The organism is Micromonospora luteifusca, assembly GCF_016907275.1.
Taxonomy (GTDB): domain Bacteria; phylum Actinomycetota; class Actinomycetes; order Mycobacteriales; family Micromonosporaceae; genus Micromonospora; species Micromonospora luteifusca.
The window spans coordinates 5712509-5734709 of record NZ_JAFBBP010000001.1; the positions used below are offsets into that span (position 1 = coordinate 5712509).

General features: G+C 65.7%; 10 protein-coding genes. 6 read left to right on the plus strand and 4 right to left on the minus strand.

What is annotated here, in order from left to right; all coding sequences use genetic code 11:
- The first annotated feature begins 175 nt into the window (after window positions 1–175).
- From pglW to JOD64_RS26130, 6 genes are read left to right on the plus strand one after another with little or no spacing between them, the layout of a single operon-like run.
- Window positions 176–4393: a BREX system serine/threonine kinase PglW gene (pglW, locus tag JOD64_RS26105; RefSeq protein ID WP_204944665.1), complete on the plus strand. Its 4218-nt coding sequence runs from the start codon at window positions 176–178 to the stop codon at window positions 4391–4393.
- Between the two features lie 2 nt (window positions 4394–4395).
- Entirely contained in the window at window positions 4396–7935 is a 3540-nt protein-coding gene (pglX, locus tag JOD64_RS26110) for a BREX-2 system adenine-specific DNA-methyltransferase PglX (protein ID WP_204944667.1), read from the plus strand.
- 43 nt (window positions 7936–7978) lie between these two features.
- Window positions 7979–11725 (plus strand): DUF6079 family protein, encoded by a 3747-nt coding sequence (locus JOD64_RS26115; RefSeq protein WP_204944668.1) that lies wholly within the window; start codon window positions 7979–7981, stop codon window positions 11723–11725.
- The gene (gene pglZ, locus JOD64_RS26120; RefSeq protein ID WP_204944669.1) at window positions 11722–14487 is read left to right on the plus strand and encodes a BREX-2 system phosphatase PglZ; all 2766 of its coding nucleotides are present in this window, start codon (window positions 11722–11724) and stop codon (window positions 14485–14487) included. The genes JOD64_RS26115 and pglZ overlap by 4 nt, the downstream gene beginning before the upstream one ends.
- Window positions 14484–15791, plus strand: coding sequence for a BREX system ATP-binding protein BrxD (brxD, locus tag JOD64_RS26125; RefSeq protein ID WP_204944670.1), 1308 nt, complete (start codon window positions 14484–14486; stop codon window positions 15789–15791). The genes pglZ and brxD overlap by 4 nt, the downstream gene beginning before the upstream one ends.
- Window positions 15788–17908 carry a DEAD/DEAH box helicase gene (locus tag JOD64_RS26130; RefSeq protein WP_204944671.1) on the plus strand — a complete coding sequence of 707 codons (2121 nt, stop codon included), beginning with the start codon at window positions 15788–15790 and terminating at the stop codon, window positions 17906–17908. Before brxD ends, JOD64_RS26130 begins: the two co-directional genes overlap by 4 nt.
- Window positions 17909–18258: 350 nt before the next feature.
- Here JOD64_RS26130 and JOD64_RS26135 read toward each other — a convergent pair whose 3' ends face one another.
- From JOD64_RS26135 to JOD64_RS26150, 4 genes are all read right to left on the minus strand, one after another.
- A complete protein-coding gene (locus tag JOD64_RS26135; protein ID WP_204944672.1) occupies window positions 18259–18462 on the minus strand; it encodes a hypothetical protein in 204 nt (67 codons plus the stop codon).
- Between the two features lie 98 nt (window positions 18463–18560).
- Window positions 18561–20309 carry a tetratricopeptide repeat protein gene (locus tag JOD64_RS26140; RefSeq protein ID WP_204944673.1) on the minus strand — a complete coding sequence of 583 codons (1749 nt, stop codon included), beginning with the start codon at window positions 20307–20309 and terminating at the stop codon, window positions 18561–18563.
- A 9-nt stretch (window positions 20310–20318) separates the two neighbouring features.
- Window positions 20319–21254, minus strand: coding sequence for an NB-ARC domain-containing protein (locus JOD64_RS26145; protein ID WP_204944674.1), 936 nt, complete (start codon window positions 21252–21254; stop codon window positions 20319–20321).
- Window positions 21251–21631, minus strand: a complete 381-nt coding sequence (locus tag JOD64_RS26150; protein WP_239561728.1) for a hypothetical protein — start codon at window positions 21629–21631, stop codon at window positions 21251–21253. The genes JOD64_RS26145 and JOD64_RS26150 overlap by 4 nt, the downstream gene beginning before the upstream one ends.
- Window positions 21632–22201: the final 570 nt, after the last annotated feature.

A 22201-nucleotide genomic window follows, 5' to 3' on the forward strand; every position in this document is an offset into this window, starting at 1 on the left:
CCGTCTGAAAGCCTCTAGCTAATCAGCCAACACGATTCCCGCGGATGTACATCTCCCTCGTAGGGCAACAACTTGCGGAGCGGAGACGATGGCCACCCGCTACTGACCGGGTATGCTCCTGCGGCCCGGGGCAGTAGGTTCAGGGACGGACCAGGCGCGGTGCGGAGGGTGAACGGTGGCAGAGGCTGGGCAGGACCGCTGGATCGAGGTCTCGCCCTCGCAGTTTCCGCACGAAGCCGAAGGGTTGGCACTGGTCCGCGCGATCATGCCCGGCGAGACGCCGTTTCGCGCGTGGTCGAACTTCGAGTTCCGCGATTCGCGGGGTCGATGGCACGAGGTAGACCTACTTCTGCTCGGTCGCAAACAACTCCACCTCATCGAGCTCAAGTACTACTCTGGCACCCTCCGCGGCGATGATCAGCGTTGGGCCCGCGACGGTCGGCGCCCCGAAGATTCTCCGCTCAAGCTGACCCGGCGCAAAGCGCAGTTTTTCGCGAGCAAGCTAAAGGACGAGCTGCGTCTGTGGGCGCAGGAGCAGAACGTTCAGATTCCCGACGAGCGAGACGTCATCCCGTTCGTGCAGGAGGCGGTGTTCCTGCACCACCCCGACCTGCGCTGCGTCCTCAGTTCATCCAGCGCTATCAACCTTTATGGCCTGGATGACCACAGCGACCGAAGCAACCTGGCCGGCATATCTGAACTGGTGCTCGAACCCGCGGGGCGGCGGGCGATCGGCCCGAACCAGGAACACATCCTGGTTAAGCTGCTTGAACGCATCGGCCTCGTACAACGCCGTGAGCGTGAGGCGGGGTCCTGGGTCATTGAGGACCAGGCCATCGATTCTGACGAGGGCTGGCAGGACTGGCTCGCCTACCACCGGGTGGTCCAGCAGGACCGCGCCCGGATCCGGTTCCGAGTCCTACCACCGGCCGCCGGCCAGCAGGAGCGGGCGTCGGCCCGGCAGATCGCGGAGCATGAGTTCCGCATCATGTCCCGGTTGCAGCACGACGGGCTGCTGCGCCCGCGTGACTTGGTCGAATCCGAACTCGGCATCGGGCTCGTCTACCCCTATGACCAGCAGTGGCAGCGTCTCGACCTATGGCTGGCCGGCCAGGATCAGGGTGTGCCGCTGGCAACGCAGTTGTCGATGATTCGCCAGATCGGCGAGGCGCTGCAGTACGCCCACAACAACAGGGTCGTACACCGCGGGCTGATTCCGCCTGCGGTGTGGGTGCGCCCGGTTCCCGGAACCCAGAGCGACGTCAAGGTGCGGGTCGGCGACTGGCAGGGCGCCGGCAGCGTCCAGAACGGCTCGGCCGCCAACTCTTCCCTCCACGGGGTGACCTCGCTGGTCGACGCGGCCCTCGCGAATCACGGACCGGGAGCGGCCGAGGTGTTCAGCGCCCCTGAAGGGGCGTGGAGCGCAGACGCCGACCGTATCCGGCTCGATGTTTTCGGCCTGGGGACACTCGCCTTCTACCTGATCACCGGGAGAGCGCCAGCACCCACCCGGAGCGCTCTCAAGCAACGACTGCGCGACCAGCACGGCCTCGACCTGGCGATCGAGCTGCCTCAGGTCCCGTCGGCGTTGCGATCGCTCGTCCTCAAAGCAACTGATCCGGCGCCTAGTCGGCGGACGGCCGACGTAGCGACTTTCCTGTCGCAGCTCGCCGCGGCCGAGCGCGACTCCGCGACCTCAAGCGAGGAGACCGATCCGCTCGAGGCGACACCCGGTACGGTCCTTGATGGACGCTTCCGGCTGATCCGGCGCCTCGGGCAGGGCTCGACTGCTGTGGGTCTGCTCGTGCAGGATCTGCACATCGACGGAAACGGCGAGTGCGTCCTGAAAGTGGCCCTTGACGACACCGCCGCGACCCGGCTCGACGATGAGGCGGAGGTGCTGCGTCGTCTCGACGCCCCCCGCATCGTGAAAGTTCTCGAAGGACCGATCGTCGTCGGCGGCCGGCGTGCTCTTTTACTCGAAAGTGCCGGGCCGGAGACTCTCACGACCGCGCTGCGGGCGCGTACTCGCCTGTCAATCGACCTACTTGAACGATACGGAACGGACCTGCTTGACAGCCTGGTCACGCTGGACAAGGCCGGGATCGACCACCGAGACATCAAGCCTTCCAACCTGGGTGTACGGGAAAGCCGCAGCGACCGCACCAAGCATTTGATCCTTTTCGACTTCTCACTGACCCGGGCCGCGGCCTCCGCTCTCCAGGCCGGCACCCCGCCGTACCTCGACCCTTTCCTGACCGGCACACGGGACCGGTACGACTCGGCAGCGGAACGATATGCCGCCGGCGTGGTTCTCTTCGAGATGGCGACCGGCAGCACGCCCGTGTACGGGGACGGCGAAGGCGACCCAGGGAGCATCCAGGACGAGGCCACCATTCGGCCGGAGATGTTCGACACCACGCTGGCTGGCGACCTGGTCGACTTCTTCCGCAAGGCGCTGGCCAGCGATGCCAAAGCCCGGCACCACACCGCGGAAGGAATGCGGGCCGCATGGCTGACGATTTTCGCGCAGGACGCCACGACCGAGCCGGACGAGTCCTACGACGAGCTCGCAGCTCAAGCCACACCGACCACGCCGCTGCGTGACTCCGGGTTGACGGCTCGCGCCTTGTCGGCGCTGGAACCCTACGGCGTCCAGACGGTTGGCGAGCTACTGACCGTCGACCCGGTGCAGCTGTCCCGCCTACAGGGCGTCGCGAACGCAACTCGTTTGCAGATCACCTCGCGTATCAAGGAGTGGCGCGCCCGGCTCGGGACTGAGATCCGCACGACCGAACGTGGTGGCCCGGAGCTGACTCCCACCGACGCCGCCAATCTGTTGCTCCGCGTTGTCGCCACACCTCGCTCCCCGTCACGCGGCGGAGTCGCTCGCTTGATCTTGGGATTCGACACGGCGCTCGATGCCTTTGCGACGCATGCTCAGCTTGGAGCGAATCTCGACGAGCCGGTGCAACAGTCGCGCATCACGACGCTGCTCGGAACCCTGCAAGAGCGGTGGGCCGGAGACCGTGATGCGCGGGCGCTGCTCGACCGCTTGGCCGAGGCCGTCTCGATCCGACTCACCGAACTCGGCTCGGTCGCGACGGTCGCCGAGTTGACTCGTACGGTGGTCGAAACGCTGCGGCCCGGTGCGCATCCGGACGAGCGGCTCGCTCGTGGCCTGCTTCGCTTCGCGTTGGAACGTCGTAAGGCGATGAACAAGGCCGACGGCTCGCAGCCGCCCGTCTGGGTACGTCGGCGCGGGCGAGTGGTCACGCTGCTGGCTGAGGATCAGGCGCTGTGCGATGTCGCTGAGTCACTCGCAACGGAAGCGGATCAACTGGTCAACGCAACCGGCGACGCCGCGAACGCGGTCATTCCGGCCCAACGCGCGCAGGCACGCCTCGAAGCGGCTGTCCCCACCGAAAGCGGCTGGCCGCCGGCTCTCGCCGACCCGTTGCGTCGGGTGACTCTGGCCGCCGCCGCATCGACCCACGCGGCTGCCTCAGGCGCTGGCGACCTACACCACCGCGATCTCACCGCCGTCGCGGCCTTGGCCCAGACATTCGCGGACTTCGGCGGACAGCAGCTCACCCCGGACGAGATCCGCGAACGAGTACGGGTCCGGTTCCCCGCAGCGCCGGAACTGCCGCGGAGGCCAGCGCTCGACAGTCTGATCGCAGACGCCGGGCTCGGCTTGACGTTCGACGATCGGCTCCGGGTCTACCGGGCCCTGCACACCGGCGCCGCGACAACCGGGCTGGATTCCCGGTCGGCGACCAGTCTCGCGACGACCACCTCCCCGGTAGGCACCACGGGCGCGCTGGGCGCCAGGCTGGAAACCTCGATTGGCAGCCGGTCGTTCCTCGCGCTCGGCACCCGCGCCGATCGTCTTGGTCGGCTGATCGGCGCCGCCCAGGCCCGGTACGGGGCGACGACGGTCGACCTGACCGGCGTGTTGCTGGATGCGCTGCGTTCGGTGTCCGCGGCCGCCAACATGCCGTGGGATCTGGTGCGTGCCGCCGACGCCGAACGTGAGTCGAGTCGTCCCCGACGCGGTTTGGAAGAGCTGGTCCGCAGAGCCTGGCCCGAGGTCGAGGCCGCCGTCGAGCGGGCGCTCACCGCGGGACGTGCGGACTCGCCGGTGCTGCTCACGGATGCCTCGCCGCTCGCCCGCTACGACAACATGGCGCTGCTCACCCGCTGGACCGACCTGGCCGCCCCGCGCCGTCGGGCGGTCTGGCTGCTCGTGCCGCAGCTCAATGGCAACCACGGTCCTGTGATTGACGGCCGGCCGGTTCCGCTTGCCGCACCCAACCAGTTCGTCAACCTCGACAACGAGTGGATCGACAGCACAGCTGCTCTGAGCGCAGCCACCCAGAAGGAGCAGTAGCAATGGCGGTCTCAACGGGGTTGACGGCAGCGCTCAAGAAGGTAGTCCTCGATCTGGAGGACGACCTTCGCGACCGTGTTGCCTCGCAGCCCGACGTCCTGGCAACGTGGAAGCAGGAGCACAAGGCCGCAGAAAGCCGCGAGCGGACGGCCATGTCGTGGCAGGAGTGGCGCGACGACCGGGTAACGCAGGCCGCGGTCGCATGGGTGCTGACCACGGTCTTCGTACGATTCTGCGAGGACAACCGCCTACTCAAGCCGGTCTGGATCGCCGGCCCCGCCGACCGTCGGCAGGAGGCCCTGGACGCGGAACTCGCCTACTTCCGCGCTCATCCCGAAGACACCGACCGCGAGTGGGTGCTCCAGGCTGTCGAATACCTGCGGAACACGAAGGCGACCCGGGATCTGGTCGAGTCGCATTCGCCGCTGTGGACGGTCTGTCCGTCAGGTCAGGCCGCAAAGCGGCTCATCGCCTTCTGGCGCGAACGCACCGCCGACGGCGACCTCGTCTGGGACCTCGCCGATCCCGATCTGTCGACTCGATTCCTCGGTGACCTCTACCAAGACCTCTCCGACTACGCCAAGAAGACGTTCGCGCTGCTCCAGACGCCGGATTTCGTCGAGGAGTTCATCCTCGACCAGACGATGGAGCCAGCGCTCGCTGAGCGACCGCTCGAGGGCTTCAAGCTCATCGACCCCACCTGCGGCTCCGGCCACTTCCTACTAGGTGCGTTTGCCCGGTTGAATGACCGATGGTCTGCTCGCGCCCCAGGCATGGAAGCGCAGACCCGCGTGCAGAACGTACTCGATGCACTCCATGGCGTAGACGTCAATCCATTTGCCGTCGCAATAGCACGCTTTCGGCTTCTGGTTGCATCGTTGCTAGCGAGCGGGCTAAGGTCGCTCGAATCCGCCCCAGCGTTCCAGCTGCACCTGGCGTCCGGTGACTCCTTGCTGCACGGCCGCGCTCAGACGGAGCTCGAACTTCCTGGCGTAGCCGATACCGATTCATCGCTAAGCGGATTTACTTACAAGACCGAAGATCTTGCCCTTCTTAACTCAATCCTTGAAGCGCGTCAGTACGATGTAGTCGTCGGCAATCCGCCTTACATTACGGTCCGGGACAGCAAGCTGAAGTCCGCTATCAAGAGCCGTTACGCGACATGCACCGGATTGTGGGTTCTGTCGATACCCTTCATGGAGAGATTCTTTCAGCTTGCTCGGCTGGATCGCAATGGACGCCCTGCTGGATGGGTTGGTCAGATCACATCCAACTCCTTCATGCAGCGCGGTTTTGGGCGTTACCTGGTGGAAAAGTTCCTTCCGACCCAAGACGTGAAAATGATTTTGAACAGCGAAGGTGCGTGGATTCCGGGCCATAATTCAGACGGTACGCCCACGGTGATTCTGATCGGCAAGCCAGGGCCGCCCTCCTCGAGCGTGGTTCGCCTAGTTCTAAGTAAGGGTAGGCGGGAGTCACGTTCTGTAGGAGATAATGGTGCAGGGCCCTACTGGACTGCTTTATCGAGATGCTGCGGGATTGTTGGGTACGAGGACCCATTCATCAAGGTAATTGACGCCCCTAGATTATCCCTCGCGCAACACCCTTGGGTACTCGCTGGAGATGGGTCCGAGGAACTGCTGGGCTTGATGGACAAATTCCGGAAGCTCAAGCAGATGACATATAGGATCGGCTTCTACGGCGATTCTCATGCGGATGAAGCGTTTTTTATGCCGAAGCACGCCGCTGTCCGGTGGAAAATGCCGCCTGAGCTGATCGAGGATGCGGCTCGTGGAGACGGAGTGCGCGACTGGAACGTTTCGTTTGCAGAGTCGGCAATGCTACCGAGGATTCTCCCCGGCCGACCCAGCATCGAGGGCAGCCTCGGCGCTGCGCTCCGCTATTATTGGCCGTTGCGTACCGAGCTGTGGGCGCGAGCCTTCGGTGCGGGAGACTACCGCTCCGAGGGGCGAGAGTGGCTTGCGTGGCACCAGCTTCCGCTGGATCATAATGCGCATCCGTGGAAGATCGCCTTCGCTGAAGTTGCATCTCAAAATAGCTTTTGCCTGGACAAGCTCCAGAGGGTATTCAACAGGACAGCGCCAATAGTGAAGCTTCCGGCTTCAGCGACAGAAGACGACTTTGTTTCGTTGGTTGGCCTACTCAATTCTTCCGCCGCGTCATTCTGGCTCAAGCGTAAATGTAAACCAAAGGGAGGTGCGGCCGATATTCCATGGCTGCGCACCTATCAGATGACCTCCACCATGCTCACGCAGTTTCCTGTTCCAGATAGTCTGCCGAGAATTCGAGCGCAGAAGTTGGATTTCTTGGCCGCGCGTCTAAACGAGCTGCTCCCCGAGGCCGCACTCGTTTCTGGTGGTGATCCTCCAACGCGGGAGCGAATTGATGAATTACGCGAAGCGTATTTAGGCACACTTGGTGAACTTATCGCTAATCAGGAGGAGCTCGACTGGGAGGTGTACAGGTCCTTCAAGTTGACAGTTGACGCTGACCTGATTTACCTAAATGAACCGCCTGCAATAAAGCTGGGTGACCGTGCATTTGAGATAGCGCTTGCTCGGCGGGGCGACAATGTTTCTGGTCCCGAAAAGGCATGGTTCACCCGGAAGGGCATTGCAATTCAATCGGACCTTCCGGAAAGGCTGCCGGCAGACTATCAACAACTTTTGAATGCTCGCCTGTCCGAAATCAACAATAATCCTCTTATACGACTTCTCGAGCGGCCGGAGTTCAAGAGGCAATGGGTGCTTGCTTCCTGGGATGAGCGCCTAACGTCAGCGCTTCGAGCATGGCTTCTCGACAAGTTTGAGGAGCCAAAATACTGGTTCGACAAATCCGGACGGCCCACCGCGCGGTCGGTTGCTCAGCTGGCCGACATCGTGACCCGTGACCCTAATCTCGTCTCCGTTCTGCAGTTGTGGGACGGCCGCAAGGACCGCTCGGTCACACAGCAGCTCGCCAAGCTGCTGGACACCGAGAGCGTGCCCTTCCTGGCCGCCTACCGGCTCAAGGATTCCGGCCTGCGGAAGCGCGAGGCCTGGGAATGCACCTGGAATTTGCAACGCCGCGAAGACACGGGCGAGAAGCTCGACGAGATTCCGGTGCCGCCTAAATACGCGTCAGCGGATTTTCGGAAGCAGTCGTGGTGGCAGCATCGGGGCAAGCTCGATGTGCCCAAGGAGCGGTTCATCCTCTACCCGGACGCCGGCCGTGAGACCGACCCCACTCAGCTGCTCGGTTGGGCCGGCTGGGACCACGCGCAGCAGGCCCTGGCCCTGAATGCGGTGATCGCCGAGCGAGAGGCCGAAGGCTGGGCTGACGATAAGCTGGTCCCCCTGGTGGCTGGACTCGCGGAACTCCAGCCCTGGGTGCGGCAATGGCACGACGAGACCGACCCCACCTACCAGCTCAACCTGGCGGACTACCTGGAGGAGCAGCTGCGCGGTCGCGCTCACCAGGTGGGCATGACCGTCGGGCAGCTTGGCGCTTGGAAGCCGCCGGCCGCTGGTCGCGGACGTTGACCGAGATCGTGACAGCCACGACGATGCAGCTTGAGGAGAAGGCGTGAACACCCCGCTCCGCGACGTCATCACCATTCCTGAGCGCGCCGGTGCGGAGGACTACGTCCTGCGCCTGACCGACTCGGTAGGGCACAGCGCGGTTCAGCGCACTCTCGACGAATACGTCGTCACTGATGCCCTAGTCGAGGCCTTCGATGCGGCGATGGGACTGGTGGCCGAGGGCATCACCTCCGGTACGAGCCGTGGTTCGTTCCTTACCGGCTCGTTCGGTTCGGGTAAGTCGCACTTCATGGCCGTACTGCATGCCCTGTTACAGCATGAGCCTGCCGCCCGCTCCAAGGCTGAGCTTCAGCCCGTAGTGGCGCGCCACGATCCTGTCCTGGCAGACCGGAAGATCCTGCCGCTCGCCTTCCACCTGCTCGGCGCGCGGACGATGGAGGAAGCCCTCTTTCAGGGGTACATCCGCCAGATCGCCGAACGCCATCCCGGTGCGCCGCTGCCCGCCGTACACAAGTCCGACGCTCTTCTCGAAGACGCGGAGCGTTACCGAGCCCAACTCGGTGACCAGCAGTTCTTCGCCGGCCTCAACGGTGATGCAAACGGCGAGAGCGGCGGCGCGGCCGACCCCTGGGCTGCCGTCCTGGGTAAGGGGCAGTGGGATGCGGTTCGTTACGCCGAGGCGCGTGCGGCCTCGGCGGCGAGTCCCAGCCGACAGAAGCTGGTGTCGGCCCTGGTCGACACGTACTTCCGCTCGTATACGCAGCAAGCGGAGTACGTCGACCTGGACACCGGGCTCGCGGCAATCTCGGTGCACGCCAAGAGCCTCAACTACGACGCCGTGGTGCTGTTCCTCGACGAGCTGGTCCTGTGGTTGGCGTTCTCGGTTCAGGACCGGGAGTTCTTCCGCCGGGAGTCACAGAAACTCACCAAGCTGGTCGAGTCGTCCATCGGCGGGCGGCCTATCCCGCTGATCTCTTTCGTGGCTCGGCAGATGGACCTGCGGCGCTGGTTCGCCGACTCCGGCGCCAGCGGTGCGGAGCAGGACGCGCTGGATCGCGCCTTCCGCCATCAGGAGGGCCGGTTCGGAGTCATCCCGCTGGGCGACGACAACCTTCCGTACGTCGCTAATCGGCGTCTCCTGCAGCCCCAGAACGCTGAGGCTGCCGCGGTCCTCGAGGGCGCTTTCGGGACAATCGACCGCCGCCCTGCCGTCTGGGATGTGCTTCTCGATGGCGTGAACACCGACGAGCGGCATCGCGGCTCCGACGAAAAAGCGTTCCGCCTCACCTACCCGTTCTCGCCGGCCCTGGTGTCCACGCTGCGTAGCCTGGCCAGCGTCATGCAGCGCGAGCGGACCGCGCTCAAGGTGATGCAGCAGATGCTCGTCGACCGGCGCGAGACCCTGACCATCGACCAGATCATTCCGGTCGGAGACTCCTTCGACCTCGTCGTTCAGGGCCAGACCGGGCAGGCGTTGGACGCTGAGGCGGCCGCGCTGTTTCGGTCAGCCAACAAGCTGTACACGGACAAACTGCGACCGCTGCTGCTCGGTATCCACGGCATCGACGAGCGGACGCTGCGGGAGGAGCCGGAGAAGGTTCCGCCCGGCTTCCGCACCGATGACCGTCTGGCCAAGACTCTCCTGCTGTCGGCCGTCGCCCCGAGGGTGCCGGCCCTGATGGCGCTGACCGCGGCCCGGCTCGCGTCGCTCAACCACGGGTCGATCGTGTCGCCCTTGCCGGGCGGTGAGGCAGCGGTGGTGTTGTCCAAGGTGCGTACCTGGGCCCGGGACATCCCGGAGATTCACCTCGACGGCGACGACCGCAACCCGACGATCCGGGTGCAGCTGTCCGACGTCGACTACGAGTCGATCGTGGAGCGGGCCAAGGCCGAGGACAACGAGGGCCGACGCCGTGAGTTGTTGAAGGACCTTGTCAGCGACAGTCTCGGCGTCACTCTGGCGTCCCAGGACCTGCAGGGCGCATACCCGTACGACTTCGTCTGGCGTGGTTCGAAGCGCAAGGTCGATGTGCTCTTCGGTAACGTCCGCGACCGTAGCTGGCTGTCCGACGACCACTTCCGCGCTGCGCCGGACACCTGGCGGATCGTCATCGACCATCCGTTCGACGACCCGGGCCACTCCACGGTCGAGGATCTGCAGCGGCTGGACGAGATGGTGGCGCGGGGCGTGCAGGAGCGCACCGTTGTGTGGCTGCCGCGGTTCCTGTCTGATGACAAAATCCGCGAGCTGCGGCGCCTGGTCATCCTCAACTGGCTGCTCGACGGCAGCACCGAACGCTGGCAAGGTCACGCCGACCACCTCAACGAGGCTGACCGTGCCTTGGCCCGGTCGATCCTGGAGTCCCAGCGCAACACGCTGCGACGCAGCCTTGAGGACGCGGTTCAGCAGGCATACGGCGCCGCGTCACCGCGCCCTGGCGTCCTTCTCGAGGACGCGTCGCACGAGCGGACGTTGTTCTCCTTCGAGCGGCGCTTCGCCCCGGCAAATCCGGTCGGCGCCACGCTCGGTCAGGCATTCAACAACCTGCTCGATCAGGCATTCAAGGCCATCTACCCTGCGCATCCGCTGTTCGAGCCCGGTGATGTGGAGGTCAAAGTCCGCGACCTCAAAGCCGTTGCTCGGTACGTCGCACAGACCGCGGCGGACAGCGAGAAGCGCGTCGAGCTTCAGGCCGACGCCGCCGTGGTACGACGGATCGCGGAGCCTCTCGGCGTCGGCAAGGCCACGGAGATGCACTACCTCTTCGGCGACGATCGGTTCACTCCGTGGGGTCAGGAGATCGAGCGGGCACTCGGCCGACGAGCGCAGGAGCAGGGTAAGCCCGCCGACGGTCCGGTGACCGTGGCGGAGCTGCGACGCTGGATTCGGGACGTCTCGCCCGCCCATGGCCTGAGGGACGAGGTCGCCGACCTGGTTGTCATCGCATGGGCGGCGCTGCGGCAGCGGGCCTGGTTCCAACAGGAGACGGCGCTACCGATCGTACCGGAGCCTGGCTCGCTCAACCCGGTAATGGAGTTGCGCACCCAGGAACTGCCGGCCGCCGGTGATTGGGAGACGGCGCGAACCGTGGCCGGCGCGATGCTCGGCATCACGGCCGGGGCGTATCTCACCGCGCCCACTGTGGCTGATTTCGTCGGGCAGGTCGCCACCAAGGCAGCGGAACTATCGAAGACAGCGCCCGGGTTGGTGGGAGCGATCGAGACGGCGTACCGACGTTTGGCGATTGCCGAAGGTAGTCGGTTGAGGACCGCCAAAGCCTGTTCCGCGCTGATGCAGCAACTGCGTCATCTGGACGGCGTCAAGCTCGTCCAGGTGTTGGCGAAGGCGGATCTCGGCGGTGCGACTCCAGTCGCCGCGGGTAAATCGCTGGCTTCTGCGGACGCTGTCGAGAAGGCGCTCATTGCGTTTTCTTGGCACCGGCTCGACCCGCTTCGCGAAGCTATGGACCGCGAGGGAAGCCGCGCCGCGGATGCTGCTGCCGTCGTCAACGGACTGCGTGCCGCTCTGGAGCAGGACGAGTTGCCAGTCCCGATCGGACGGGCGCTTGCCACCTGCGAGGACGGGATCTTCAGGTGGTTGGCGGGGAGCACCGCGCCCCCGCCGGGTCCTGAGCCCAAGCCGAAGCCGCCGGTGGTGCCGGGCCTCAAGGCCGGGAGTTCCAGCCGGGCAGGCGGAGCGGGGAACACAGAGATCATGGACCGGCTGCAAACCTTCTTGAACGACAACTCCGACGTCACCGTCGAGGTGACGTGGCGAGTGCTGCCGTGACCGTCGCCGTGGCCACAACGCGGGTGAGCGCATCGATGGTGCTCGCCATCGTTGACGAGGCCCGCGCCAAGAACTACGGCAGCGGCATCATCGGCATCCGTGGCGTCCCCGACCGAGCCATCACCGCCGACCTCCAACATCAAGGCCAGACCGTACGGGTTCGAGCGGCCGAGTCGGCGCTGGCCGCCCGCGAGCTGCTCGGTGACCACCGAGGCGGCGACTGGCTCGTCGTCGTCACCGACCGTGACGATGGCGACCTCGGTGCCGGTATTTTGGCCCACTTCATCTGGCAACGCTTGCGCAGCCCTGACCCGTGGGAGGCAGTGCGGACTCGATTCGCTGCCACCGGGATCGACCCCGCCCTGACCAGCCGACCGGACAACCGAGAGCTGGCCACCGCGTTGGTCGCTGCAACCCCGCAAGCGGGCTGGCCTGCAGCCCCGGCCGGGGTGCTCACCCGCACCCACGCGCTCGGTGCCGTGGCCGCAACCCACCTCGGCTTCGATACGGACACCGCCGACGTCCTTGGCGTCCTCCGCTGGTCGATCGCTGCGCAGAGCGTCGCCTCCCTCGGCGCCTTACGGCGAAGCGTCGGAGACCTGCTCGCCGACACGACGCTTGACTGGATCGCCCAGCGGGCGGGCTCGGCAGCAGGCCCGATCCGTGCACTGCTGTCTCGCGGCGAACTCGCCGACGTCGTGCCGCTCGGCCTAGTCCTTCGGTTGCTGACCGCTGACCGATATGACGCGCCGACAGCGCATCAGGCCCAACTTGCTCTGGTGCGGCTCGAACCACGGTGGGGCGATCCCCGCCCTTCGCCGGTAGCGTTGGCCGCGCTCGGACAAGCAGCGGACACACTCTTGTCCGACCTGATTCACGATCGGCGCGCCGACGACGATGTCGCGCGCTCCCTCGACCGGGCCGACGTAATTCTCACGCAGCTCCATGCCGAGCCGCTGGCCCGCTACTCAGAACTTCTCGCCGGCGGATTACGAGCGCGATTTGTCGCGCTTGCCGACGCCCTACGCCGCGCAATCGCTTCACCTGGCCATGTCGACAACACAAACACCGTCGAAACCGCCTGGGCAGCAGTTCAGGCGCACCGGCTCGGAGCGACAACGCCGCTGCGCGTTCCCTTCAAGGCCGCCGTACGACTTGTCCGGTGGCTCGCGGAGGTTGACCCATCGCCCGGCGTTGCCTCGGATGCCGCTGCGCTCGGCTCTCTCGTGCGCCAGTACCTCGACAGCGCGGCGTGGGCTGACGCGGCGATCAACGACGCGTTCGGCGGCGTTGACGATCCGAGCTTGTCAAGCGCACTCCATGCCGTCGTCACGGTCGCGCAGAAGCGACGCCGCGCACAGGAACGTCGCTTCGCCCGGGCGCTCGCCTCAGCGCCGCTCTCTACCGGCCGCGGCGTGGCCGCTGACTCGGGAACCATCTGGTACCTGGAGCATTTGCTGCCAGGCTGCGTTATCCCGCTCGCGCGCAAGGCCCCCGTGCTGCTGCTTGTCCTCGACGGCATGAGCGCCGCCGTCGCGACGGAGATCCTGTCCGACGCGACTACACGCCTCGGCTGGCTAGAGGCTGCCTTGCCAGGAGCCGGCAACCGCCGAAGGTCCGCAGCGCTTGCGGCGCTGCCCTCGGTCACCGAGGTAAGCCGAGCAGCTTTGCTCACCGGCCGCCTTACCCGCGGGCAGCAGTCCGAAGAACTGCACGGGTACGCGGAACTCACCGCCAAAGGTGGAAAGATCACTGCACGGCTCTTTCACAAAAAGGCAGTTGATACGACGGCAGCGGGCTGGTCGGTCAGTCCGGGCGTCGGCGGCGCCATTGACGACATTGAGCTGGCGCTGGTGACCGTCGTCTTGAACACGATCGACGACGCACTCGACCGCAGCGACCCTGCAGGAACGGTTTGGACCGCTGACGCTGTCAAACATCTTGAGCCGTTGCTAGCGCGGGCCGCCGCCGCGGGGCGGACGGTCATCGTGACCTCGGACCACGGTCACATCGTCGAACGTCGCCAAGGCACCCAACGGTCGTACCCGAATATTTCCAGCGCTCGTTCTCGCCCGGCGACCGCTCCCGTCCAGGACGACGAGATTGAAGTCAGCGGCCCTCGCGTCCTCACTGACAGCCAGCGAGCCGTCCTGGCCGTTGACGAGACCCTCAGGTACGGACCCCTGAAGGCTGGCTACCACGGGGGAGCGAGCGCAGCGGAGGTCGTCGTCCCGGTCGCTGTGCTCGTACCTGATGAGACCCGCAACCGGGCCGGCCTGGAGTTGCTGCTGCCGCAGGAACCTGCCTGGTGGCTAACCTCCGCCCCCGCTCCGCGGCGGCCTGCCGAGCCGCCTGCCCAGAAGGCCGCGACCACCAAGAGTCGCGGAGTCCGACAGGACAGCCCGACCCTGTTCGACCTGGGCCCACAGGCCACCGAGCAGCCGGCGGTGACACTCGGCCACGCCATCGTGACTAGTTCCGTCTACAAGGCACAGCGGAGGATCACCGGCCGGCTCATCGTCACCGACGATCAGATCGCGAGCATCATCGACGCCCTGGTGGGGGCGGCTGCCAACCGGCTGGCACCCACCCTCGCAGCCCAAGCCCTAGGAGTGGCACAGACCCGGCTTCGGGGTGCGCTGACGCAGGTTCAGCAACTGCTCAACATCGAGGGGTACGCCGTTCTGGCCGCCGAGCCAGCCACCGGCACGGTCATGCTCGACGTCACACTCCTCACCGAGCAGTTCGAGGTGCCCGCGTGACGCCGGACGTCTCCCAGCGCCGCCGACGCGAGGTGATCGATGCGCTTCGCCGTGGGACCGTCCCGGAGAGCGGACTCGACCTGCTCGCTGTCGGCCTCGACCGATTTTCCGCCGCTCTTGACGGTGAACTCGACACGGTCAGGTCCGGTGGCGCCGTGTTCAAGGCGGTGCGGGGCGAATACGGCGCCGGCAAGACCTTCTTCACGCGACATTTGGCCGAGCGGGCTCTTCGCCGCGGCTTCGCCGCGGCCGAGGTGCAGATCTCCGAGACCCAGACGCCGTTGCACCGGCTGGAGACCGTGTACCGGCGCATCACCGAGTCCATGCGGACGGCGTCGATACCACCCAGCGCGTTCCGCGCTGTTCTTGACTCCTGGCTGTTCACGCTGGAAGCCGATGCGCTCGAAGCTGATCCCGCCGCGGAGGCAGACGTGGGCGCGGCGGTGGATCGGCTCCTCGAACAGCGGCTCGCCCAGGTCAGCAAGCACTCCCCGCTCTTCGCGCTGGGCTTGCGCGGCTACCGGGTGGCGTTGAGCTCGGGCGACACCGTCGTCGCCGATGGTCTGGCCGCATGGATGGCCGGACAGCCACAGGTCTCGGCGTCGGCGAAACGAGCCGCCGGAATTCGCGGCGAGCTCGACCATTTCGGCGCCATGGCCTTCCTTCAGGGGCTACTCACCGTCCTGCGAGACGCCGGTCATCCGGGATTGGTCCTAGTTCTCGATGAGGTCGAGACGCTGCAACGGATCCGTGGCGACGTCCGGGACAAGGCACTCAACGCCCTGCGACAGCTGATCGACGAGGTTCACTCCGGCCGCTTCCCCGGGCTGCATCTCGTCATCACCGGCACACCGGCTTTCTACGACGGGCAGCAGGGTGTGCAGCGGCTCGCCCCGCTGGCGCAACGGCTTGCCGTCGACTTCTCCACGGACCCGAGATTCGACAACCCCAGGGCCGTGCAGATTCGCCTGCCGGGCTTCACTATCGAGTCCCTGGTCGAGCTGGGCGCCCGCGTTCGGGACCTTTACGCCGACGCATCAACTGCTCCCGACCGGATACGAACTCTGGTCGATGACGCGTATCTTGACCAGCTGGCTCGTGCCGTTGCCGGCGGCCTGGGTGGAAAGGTCGGCATCGTGCCGCGTCTGTATCTGAAGAAGCTGGTGGGCGATGTCCTCGACCGGGTCGACCAGTTCCCGGACTTCGACCCCAGACAGCACTACGCGCCGACCATCTCGGCAGCGGAGATGACCGACGTGGAACGCAACGCCGCAAGCGCCGACGACATCGCACTAGACGTGTGACCACCGCCGACCTGCTCCATCCTGTGCTGCTGCACCACATCGTCAACTCCCTGCAATGGCAGGGTCTGCGACCCCTGCAGGAAGCTGCTGTGGAGCCGCTTCTGGCGGGCGAGGACACGCTCCTCCTCGCCCCGACCGCTGGGGGAAAAACCGAAGCGGCGGCATTTCCGCTGTTGTCCCGGATGGCGGCCGAGGGCTGGTCCGGGACCTCAGTGCTTTACCTCTGCCCGCTCAAAGCCCTACTCAACAATCTGCTGCCGCGCTGGGAACGCTACGCCGACTGGCTGGGACGGCGGGCCGCACTCTGGCATGGCGACGTCACCGCGTCGCGACGGCGGGCCATCCTGGCTGCCCGCCCGGACGTACTTCTGACCACGCCGGAGTCCCTGGAATCGATGCTGGTCAGCCGAAACGTCGACCATCGGGCGTTCTTCGCAGGCCTGCGGACCGTGGTCGTCGACGAGGTGCACGCCTTTGCCGGCGACGACCGTGGCTGGCATCTCCTCGCTGTCCTGGAACGCCTGACCCACCTGATCGGCCGGCCCGTTCAGCGGATCGGGCTCTCGGCAACCGTGGGTAATCCGGATCGCCTGCTGACCTGGCTGCAGGGCTCCGGCGCGGGTGTTCGGGCCGGACGCGTCATCGCTCCGGACCTGCCGGTCGCCGCGACAGCGACCGCGGCAACACCTCCGCCGGGCGAAATCGAACTCGACTTCGTCGGCTCCCTGCAAAATGCTGCCACCGTGCTCGCCGCGCTGCACTCCGGTGAAAAACGGCTGGTCTTCTGCGAATCCCGCCAGGCCGTAGAACAGCTCGGCAGTCTCCTGCGGGAGCGCGGCATCACCACCTTCCTGTCACATGCCTCGCTGTCCGCCGACGAACGAAGACGCTCGGAGGAGGCGTTCGCCGAGGCGCGTGACTGCGTCATCGTTTCGACCAGCACACTCGAACTGGGAATCGACGTCGGTGACCTCGACCGCGTCATTCAGATCGACGCCCCCTCGACCGTGGCGTCATTCCTGCAACGACTCGGGCGTACAGGTCGACGGCCCGGCAGCATCCGCAACTGCCTCTTTCTCACCCGCAGCGGAGACGCCCTGCTGGAGGCAGCGGCCCTGCTGGTGCTCTGGGGTCGCGGATGGGTCGAGCCAGTCATCGCCCCGCCCGAGCCACGGCACATCGTCGCCCAGCAGATGCTCGCGCTCTGCCTCCAAGAACACCAAGTGGGAAATCAGAACTGGCCGCAGTGGTGGAACGGTCTCGACCCCTTCGGCCGCAGCGCCACGCCGATCATTCGCCACCTGATCGATCAGGGCTACCTCGACAGCGACAGCGACATGCTTTACATCGGTCCCGAAGCTGAGCGGCGCTTCGGGCACCGACACTTCATGGGCATGACAGCAGTATTCGTCGGAGCACCCGAGTTCACCGTCCTCCTAGGGCGCGATGAGCTGGGCCGCGTCGACCCCGCGCTGCTCACAGAGGAGGTGCAGGGCGACCGTCGACTGCTACTCAACGGACGAAGTTGGCGGGTCACCTACATCGATTGGCGGCGCCGCCGCTGCTTCGTCGAACCCGCCGAGAACGGCGGAAAGGCTCGCTGGACGACCGGGGGCTGGGCAGGCCTCGGATTCGAGCTGAGCCGCGCCATGCGCGAGGTGCTTCTTGGCGCCGACCCCCCGGTAAAGCTCACTCACCGAGCAGCCATGCGCCTCGCCCAAGAGCGGGAAGAGCGATCCGCGCTGGTGCATCCGGGTGGCAACGTCATCCTTCGTGATCGGCACGGCGATGACCTGCGGTGGTGGACCTGGGCCGGTTTCCGCGCGAACGCCACCTTGGCGGCCACGTTGACCGAGGTGGTCGACCCTGTCCAACGCTTCGATGACTGCCAGATCCGCCTGCGGGCGAATCTCACTCGGGACGAATGGCGGAAACTCATCGCCGACGCAGACCAGCGTCTGTGCTTACCCGAGGTCAACAAGAAAGCTCTTGACGGACTCAAGTTCAGCGAAGCGCTGCCGGAGCGGCTCGCGCTGGCGACGCTGGCGTCTCGCCTCGCCGACCTCGATGGCGCAACCGCTGTCCTGCAAGGGCCGACGAGGTTCGTTCAGACATAGCGTCAGTCTGGCTGCGTGACGCGCTCTCCAGTCTCACGCTTGATGGGGACCTCCGACGCGACGCTCTGGCCCTCCAGCGTGCTGACCCAAAGCCGCTCGGAGGTAGCGCTTGGTAGGTTCAGGCGATCGGAGCTTTTGATCTTGCTGGTTCGGTGGGACAGGTTGTTTCGCCGTGCGTGCAATGTTGGCCCTGGCTCATCGTGAAGAGATAACCCGTGGCTTGGCCGAAGGCCTGGGGTTCAAGCAGATCGGTGAGCTGATCGAGCGGATCCGTTGGTGGAGTCGCGGGAGGCTGGCCGGCATGGTGGTCGGCCCGCCGCAGCAAGCGCGCCTACACCTCGACGGCGCGCTCATGCCGCCATCGCCGGCGCGTCGGGCTGTTTTGGGTACGGGTCGACCGGCAGCGGAGTGTTCTTGTCGAGCTTGGCCCAGTCCGGGCGCAACCGTCGATTGATCTTGATCTGCTTTCGGTCGCGCTTCGCACGGCCGAGCGGCTTGACGTCATCCCCGAAATGTCTACGAGTGCCCCAGGAGGAGATCCTTCCACTGGTCATGCAGCTAGGAAGTAGAGGCAGGCCCACACGGATCGTTTGCGCCAGCGAGTTGCGACGGCTAAAGGGCAGGATCGACGAGCCGGCGCGTTGCCATTGCTTTAGGGCTGATCGGGGCCGAGGGCGGCTCTGCTGATGGACAGGGCCCGCTGCCGTAGGGCGATCGCTTCCGCAGGCCGGCCTAGAGCGTGCAGCGTGGCCGCGAGGTTGCCGAGCATCATGGCGATGGCGGGGTGATTGGGGCCGAGGGCGGCTTCGCTGATGGTCAGGGCCCGCTGCCGTAGGGGGACTGCTCTCGCGGGCCGGTCCAGGATAGTCAGCGTGTTCGCGAGGTTGTCTAGACGGACGGCGAGGTTGGGGTGGGCAGGGCCGAGGGCGGCTTCGCTGAGGGCCAAGGCTCGCTCTTGCATCGGGAGTGCTTGTTCGGCACGGCCCAGGGCGTTGAGGGTGCCCGCGAGATGGTCCAGCACGACGGCGACGAAGGGGTGGTCCGGGCCGAAGGCAGCTTCAAGGATGGCCAAGGCCCGCTGCCGTAGCGGAAGCGCATCCGCAGGTCGGCCCAAGGCGTCCAGCGTGGCCGCGAGGTTATCCAGCACCATTGCGACGTTAGGGTGGTCGGGACCGAAGGCAGCTTCGAGGATGGCCAAAGCCCGCTGCCGTAGCGGAAGCGATTCCGTAGCCCGGTCCAGGTGAGTGAGCGTGGTAGCGAGGTTGTCGAGCACAGTCGCGACGGTAGGGTGGCCCGGTCCGTGGATGGCTTCGCTGACGTTTAGAGCCCGCTGTTGCAGGGGGAGTGCTTCCGCAGGCCGGCCCAATGCGTAAAGGGTGGCCGCGAGGTTGTCCAGCAGGATGGCGACGTCGGGGTGATCGTGGCCGAAGGTGGCTTCGATGATGGCTAGAGCCCGCTGCCGTAGGGGGAGTGTCTCCACAGAACGGCCCAAGGCATCGAGTGTGTACGTGAGGTTGTTCAGTCGCTTCGCGACCTCAGGGTGGTCGGGGCCGAGGCTAGCTTCGCTGATGGCGAGGGCCCGCTGCCGTAGGGGGAGTGCTTCCGCAGGCTTGCCCAAAGCGTTGAGGGTGGCCGCGAGATTGTCCAGCCGAAACGCGACGGTGTGGTGGTTGGGACCGAGGTCAACTTCGCCAAGGGCCAAGGCCCGCTTCCGTAGGGAGAGCGCTTCCGCAGGCCTACCCAGAGCGTTGAGGGTGCCTGCGAGGTTATCCAGCACCATGGCGACGTCCGGGTGATCGTGGCCGAAGGCAGCTTCGATGATGGCCAGGGCCCGCTTTTGTAGGGAGAAGGCCTCAGTGGCCCGACCCAGGTCGGTGAGTGTGCTCGCGAGATTGTTCAGATTGGCAGCGACGATGGGGTGTTCGGGGCCGAAGATCGTTTCGCTGATGGCCAGGGCTCGCTGCTCTTGGGGAAGGGCAATGTTGTGCTGGCCCTGCGTCGAAGAGAAAGTCGCTGATGAGGCCAAAAGCGTAACAATCTCGTCGGTAGCCTCGTCGTCTTTGATCGTGCGGGTGAGGGAATCAATGTGCGGAACGAGTGCCCGCCATGCAGGCCAGGCCGCAACATCCTGTTTGATGCGGGCACCAGGCAGGGCCTCAATGAGTAGGGCTGTAGCGGCAGCTGCGGGGTGCGGCAGGGAACCGGCGGCCGACCGTGAAGCCCGTTCCCGCAGGACCGCCTGCACGAGCCGGTGGACAGACGCGGTCTCATCCGTGAGAGTGATCATGTTGTAGGAGGCCAGCACACCCAATGCCTTGTTGACCTGATCGGACATCGCCGGGTCGGAGACGAGATAGCGACGCGGGACGGTCGGCGCGAGATACGACATGGTCGCCAGCAAGAAAGCCGCCTACCGATCACGCTGATTGATCGCATCCAGGGTCATATCCCATATCCGGGCGATTGTCCGGGCCGCGTCACCCCCCTCGTCAACACCTTCGAAAGCCTCAGCCGGCTTTTCCCGCCACAACCTCAGGTACTCCCGGACGCTACGGTGCTCTTGAGCGATGAAGGCGCCCGCCTGCTCCAACGCCAGCGGCAGATACCCCAGCTCGCCAGCTAGCTCACACAGCGCCTCCAGCTCAGTGAGGTGTCCAGTGTGGCTTGTAAGCTCGGTCAGCAACGCCACTGCGGCATCCGCACTGAGCACGGCTATCTGTAGCGGGCGAGCCGTTCCCCGCCAGTTGATGTTCCGGCGCGTGGTGATGACGATTTTGCCGTAGCGACCCACCTTGCCCATCACGGCAGCGACAGTGGCACGCTCCTCGACATTGTCGAAGATGAGTAGCCAGCCGGAGTGGCACTGCAACCACTGGATTGCCCACCCAGCAGCATCCGACGTAGTTATGCCCAACAACCCGTGTGCGGGTTCTAGGCGCCGGGCCAACTCTGCCAGTGACGCGTCTAGCCGTTCGCCGTCCTCCGCCTGCACCCACCAGACCAGCTGGTACCGATCGGCGTACCGGTCGGCGTACTGCAACGCCAACTCGCTCTTGCCCACCCCACCCAGTCCATGCAGAACCTGAGCCACCACACCCGCGCCCCGCTCAAGCTCCCCGGCCAGACCATCGAGCGCGGCCTCCCGTCCCACGAACGGATCAACCGGCACACGAGGGAGGAAGACCAGTCGCGTCGGTGCTGGCACCTGATCGGGCGTCCGCACTGCGCCGGGCGACACCTGGACGATCCGATTGTTGTCCCCGGTGAGGACTGATCCGCTGTTGGAGCCGATCGCCGCAGCACGGGTTCCGCTCGCGACCGGAACCGGCTGCACAGAGCTGGTCACCGTTGAATCATGGCGTGATCGCCCGTGCTCGCGACCCCGGAGTTGTGCCCGATCGCGATCGACCGGTCACCGGACGCCTCGATGTGGGTTGCCCCGCCGGGGAGCATCCCCACCACCTCTTCGGCCAACTGCGGATCAGCTGTCAGAGCCTTCCTGATCTGCAGCCGCAGCGCTGCCTCGGCGTCCTGCTCACCGTCAGCCACGTCCACCAGCGCCCCCTCGATAAGAGGCCGCGACTCCTCACGACGCAGAATTCGGTCCAGCAGTCGGCGCCCTAAACCCACCGTCGCATCCGACGCCTGATCGATCACCGAGTCGTGAATCTTGGCCACCGTCTCCTTGCCGTAGGCCGCCACCACCGCGGTCACGTATGGCATCACCGTCTCAGCGGTCTGCGCCACATCCACACTCATACCTCAATATCTACACCCGAAGGGCAAACCAGGAGCGTAAGCGCCTCGCCGTGTCAACTTGAGGTTGTCACGGCGCTGCCGTGTAGGGGCTTCATGATCACGCCTGGAAAAAGTCGTGCCAGCTTGGGGGTCAGCCTGAACATTCGACCGCGAATCGGTAGAGGCCAGCCGCCCGGCGAGATGAGCAACATCGCAGATGGGCAGCCGAAGCCGAACAGGCTCGACGCGACGCGAAGCCGAGGAGGAGCAGCGGCAGGCACAGCAACGCGCCGCCGGCTGACGGGAAGGCATCCTGGCAGGTTCGTCTATCGCGGGGTGGGCCCGGACTCCCTCGACAGGCTGACCGGCAAGCTGATCGAGCTGACCACGTCTGGGTCGAAGCAGAGGAACGGTGACAAGAGTGGCGACTATGAGACGTGCGACTACGCCTTGTACAAACTGGAAGAAGTTGTCAGCTCGATCTGAGGAGCCGGTTGGCATGACCTCGGACGTCGTGTCGGAGGGAAGCCGCGAGTCGTCGGTGCATGCGAGGCG

Excerpts from the sequence above, each read along its gene's own strand:
- pglX (WP_204944667.1), top strand. The coding sequence starts at position 4,396 with ATGGCGGTCTCAACGGGGTTGACGGCAGCGCTCAAGAAGGTAGTCCTC.
- JOD64_RS26135 (WP_204944672.1), bottom strand. The coding sequence starts at position 18,462 with ATGACCAGTGGAAGGATCTCCTCCTGGGGCACTCGTAGACATTTCGGG.
- JOD64_RS26150 (WP_239561728.1), bottom strand. The coding sequence starts at position 21,631 with ATGCCATACGTGACCGCGGTGGTGGCGGCCTACGGCAAGGAGACGGTG.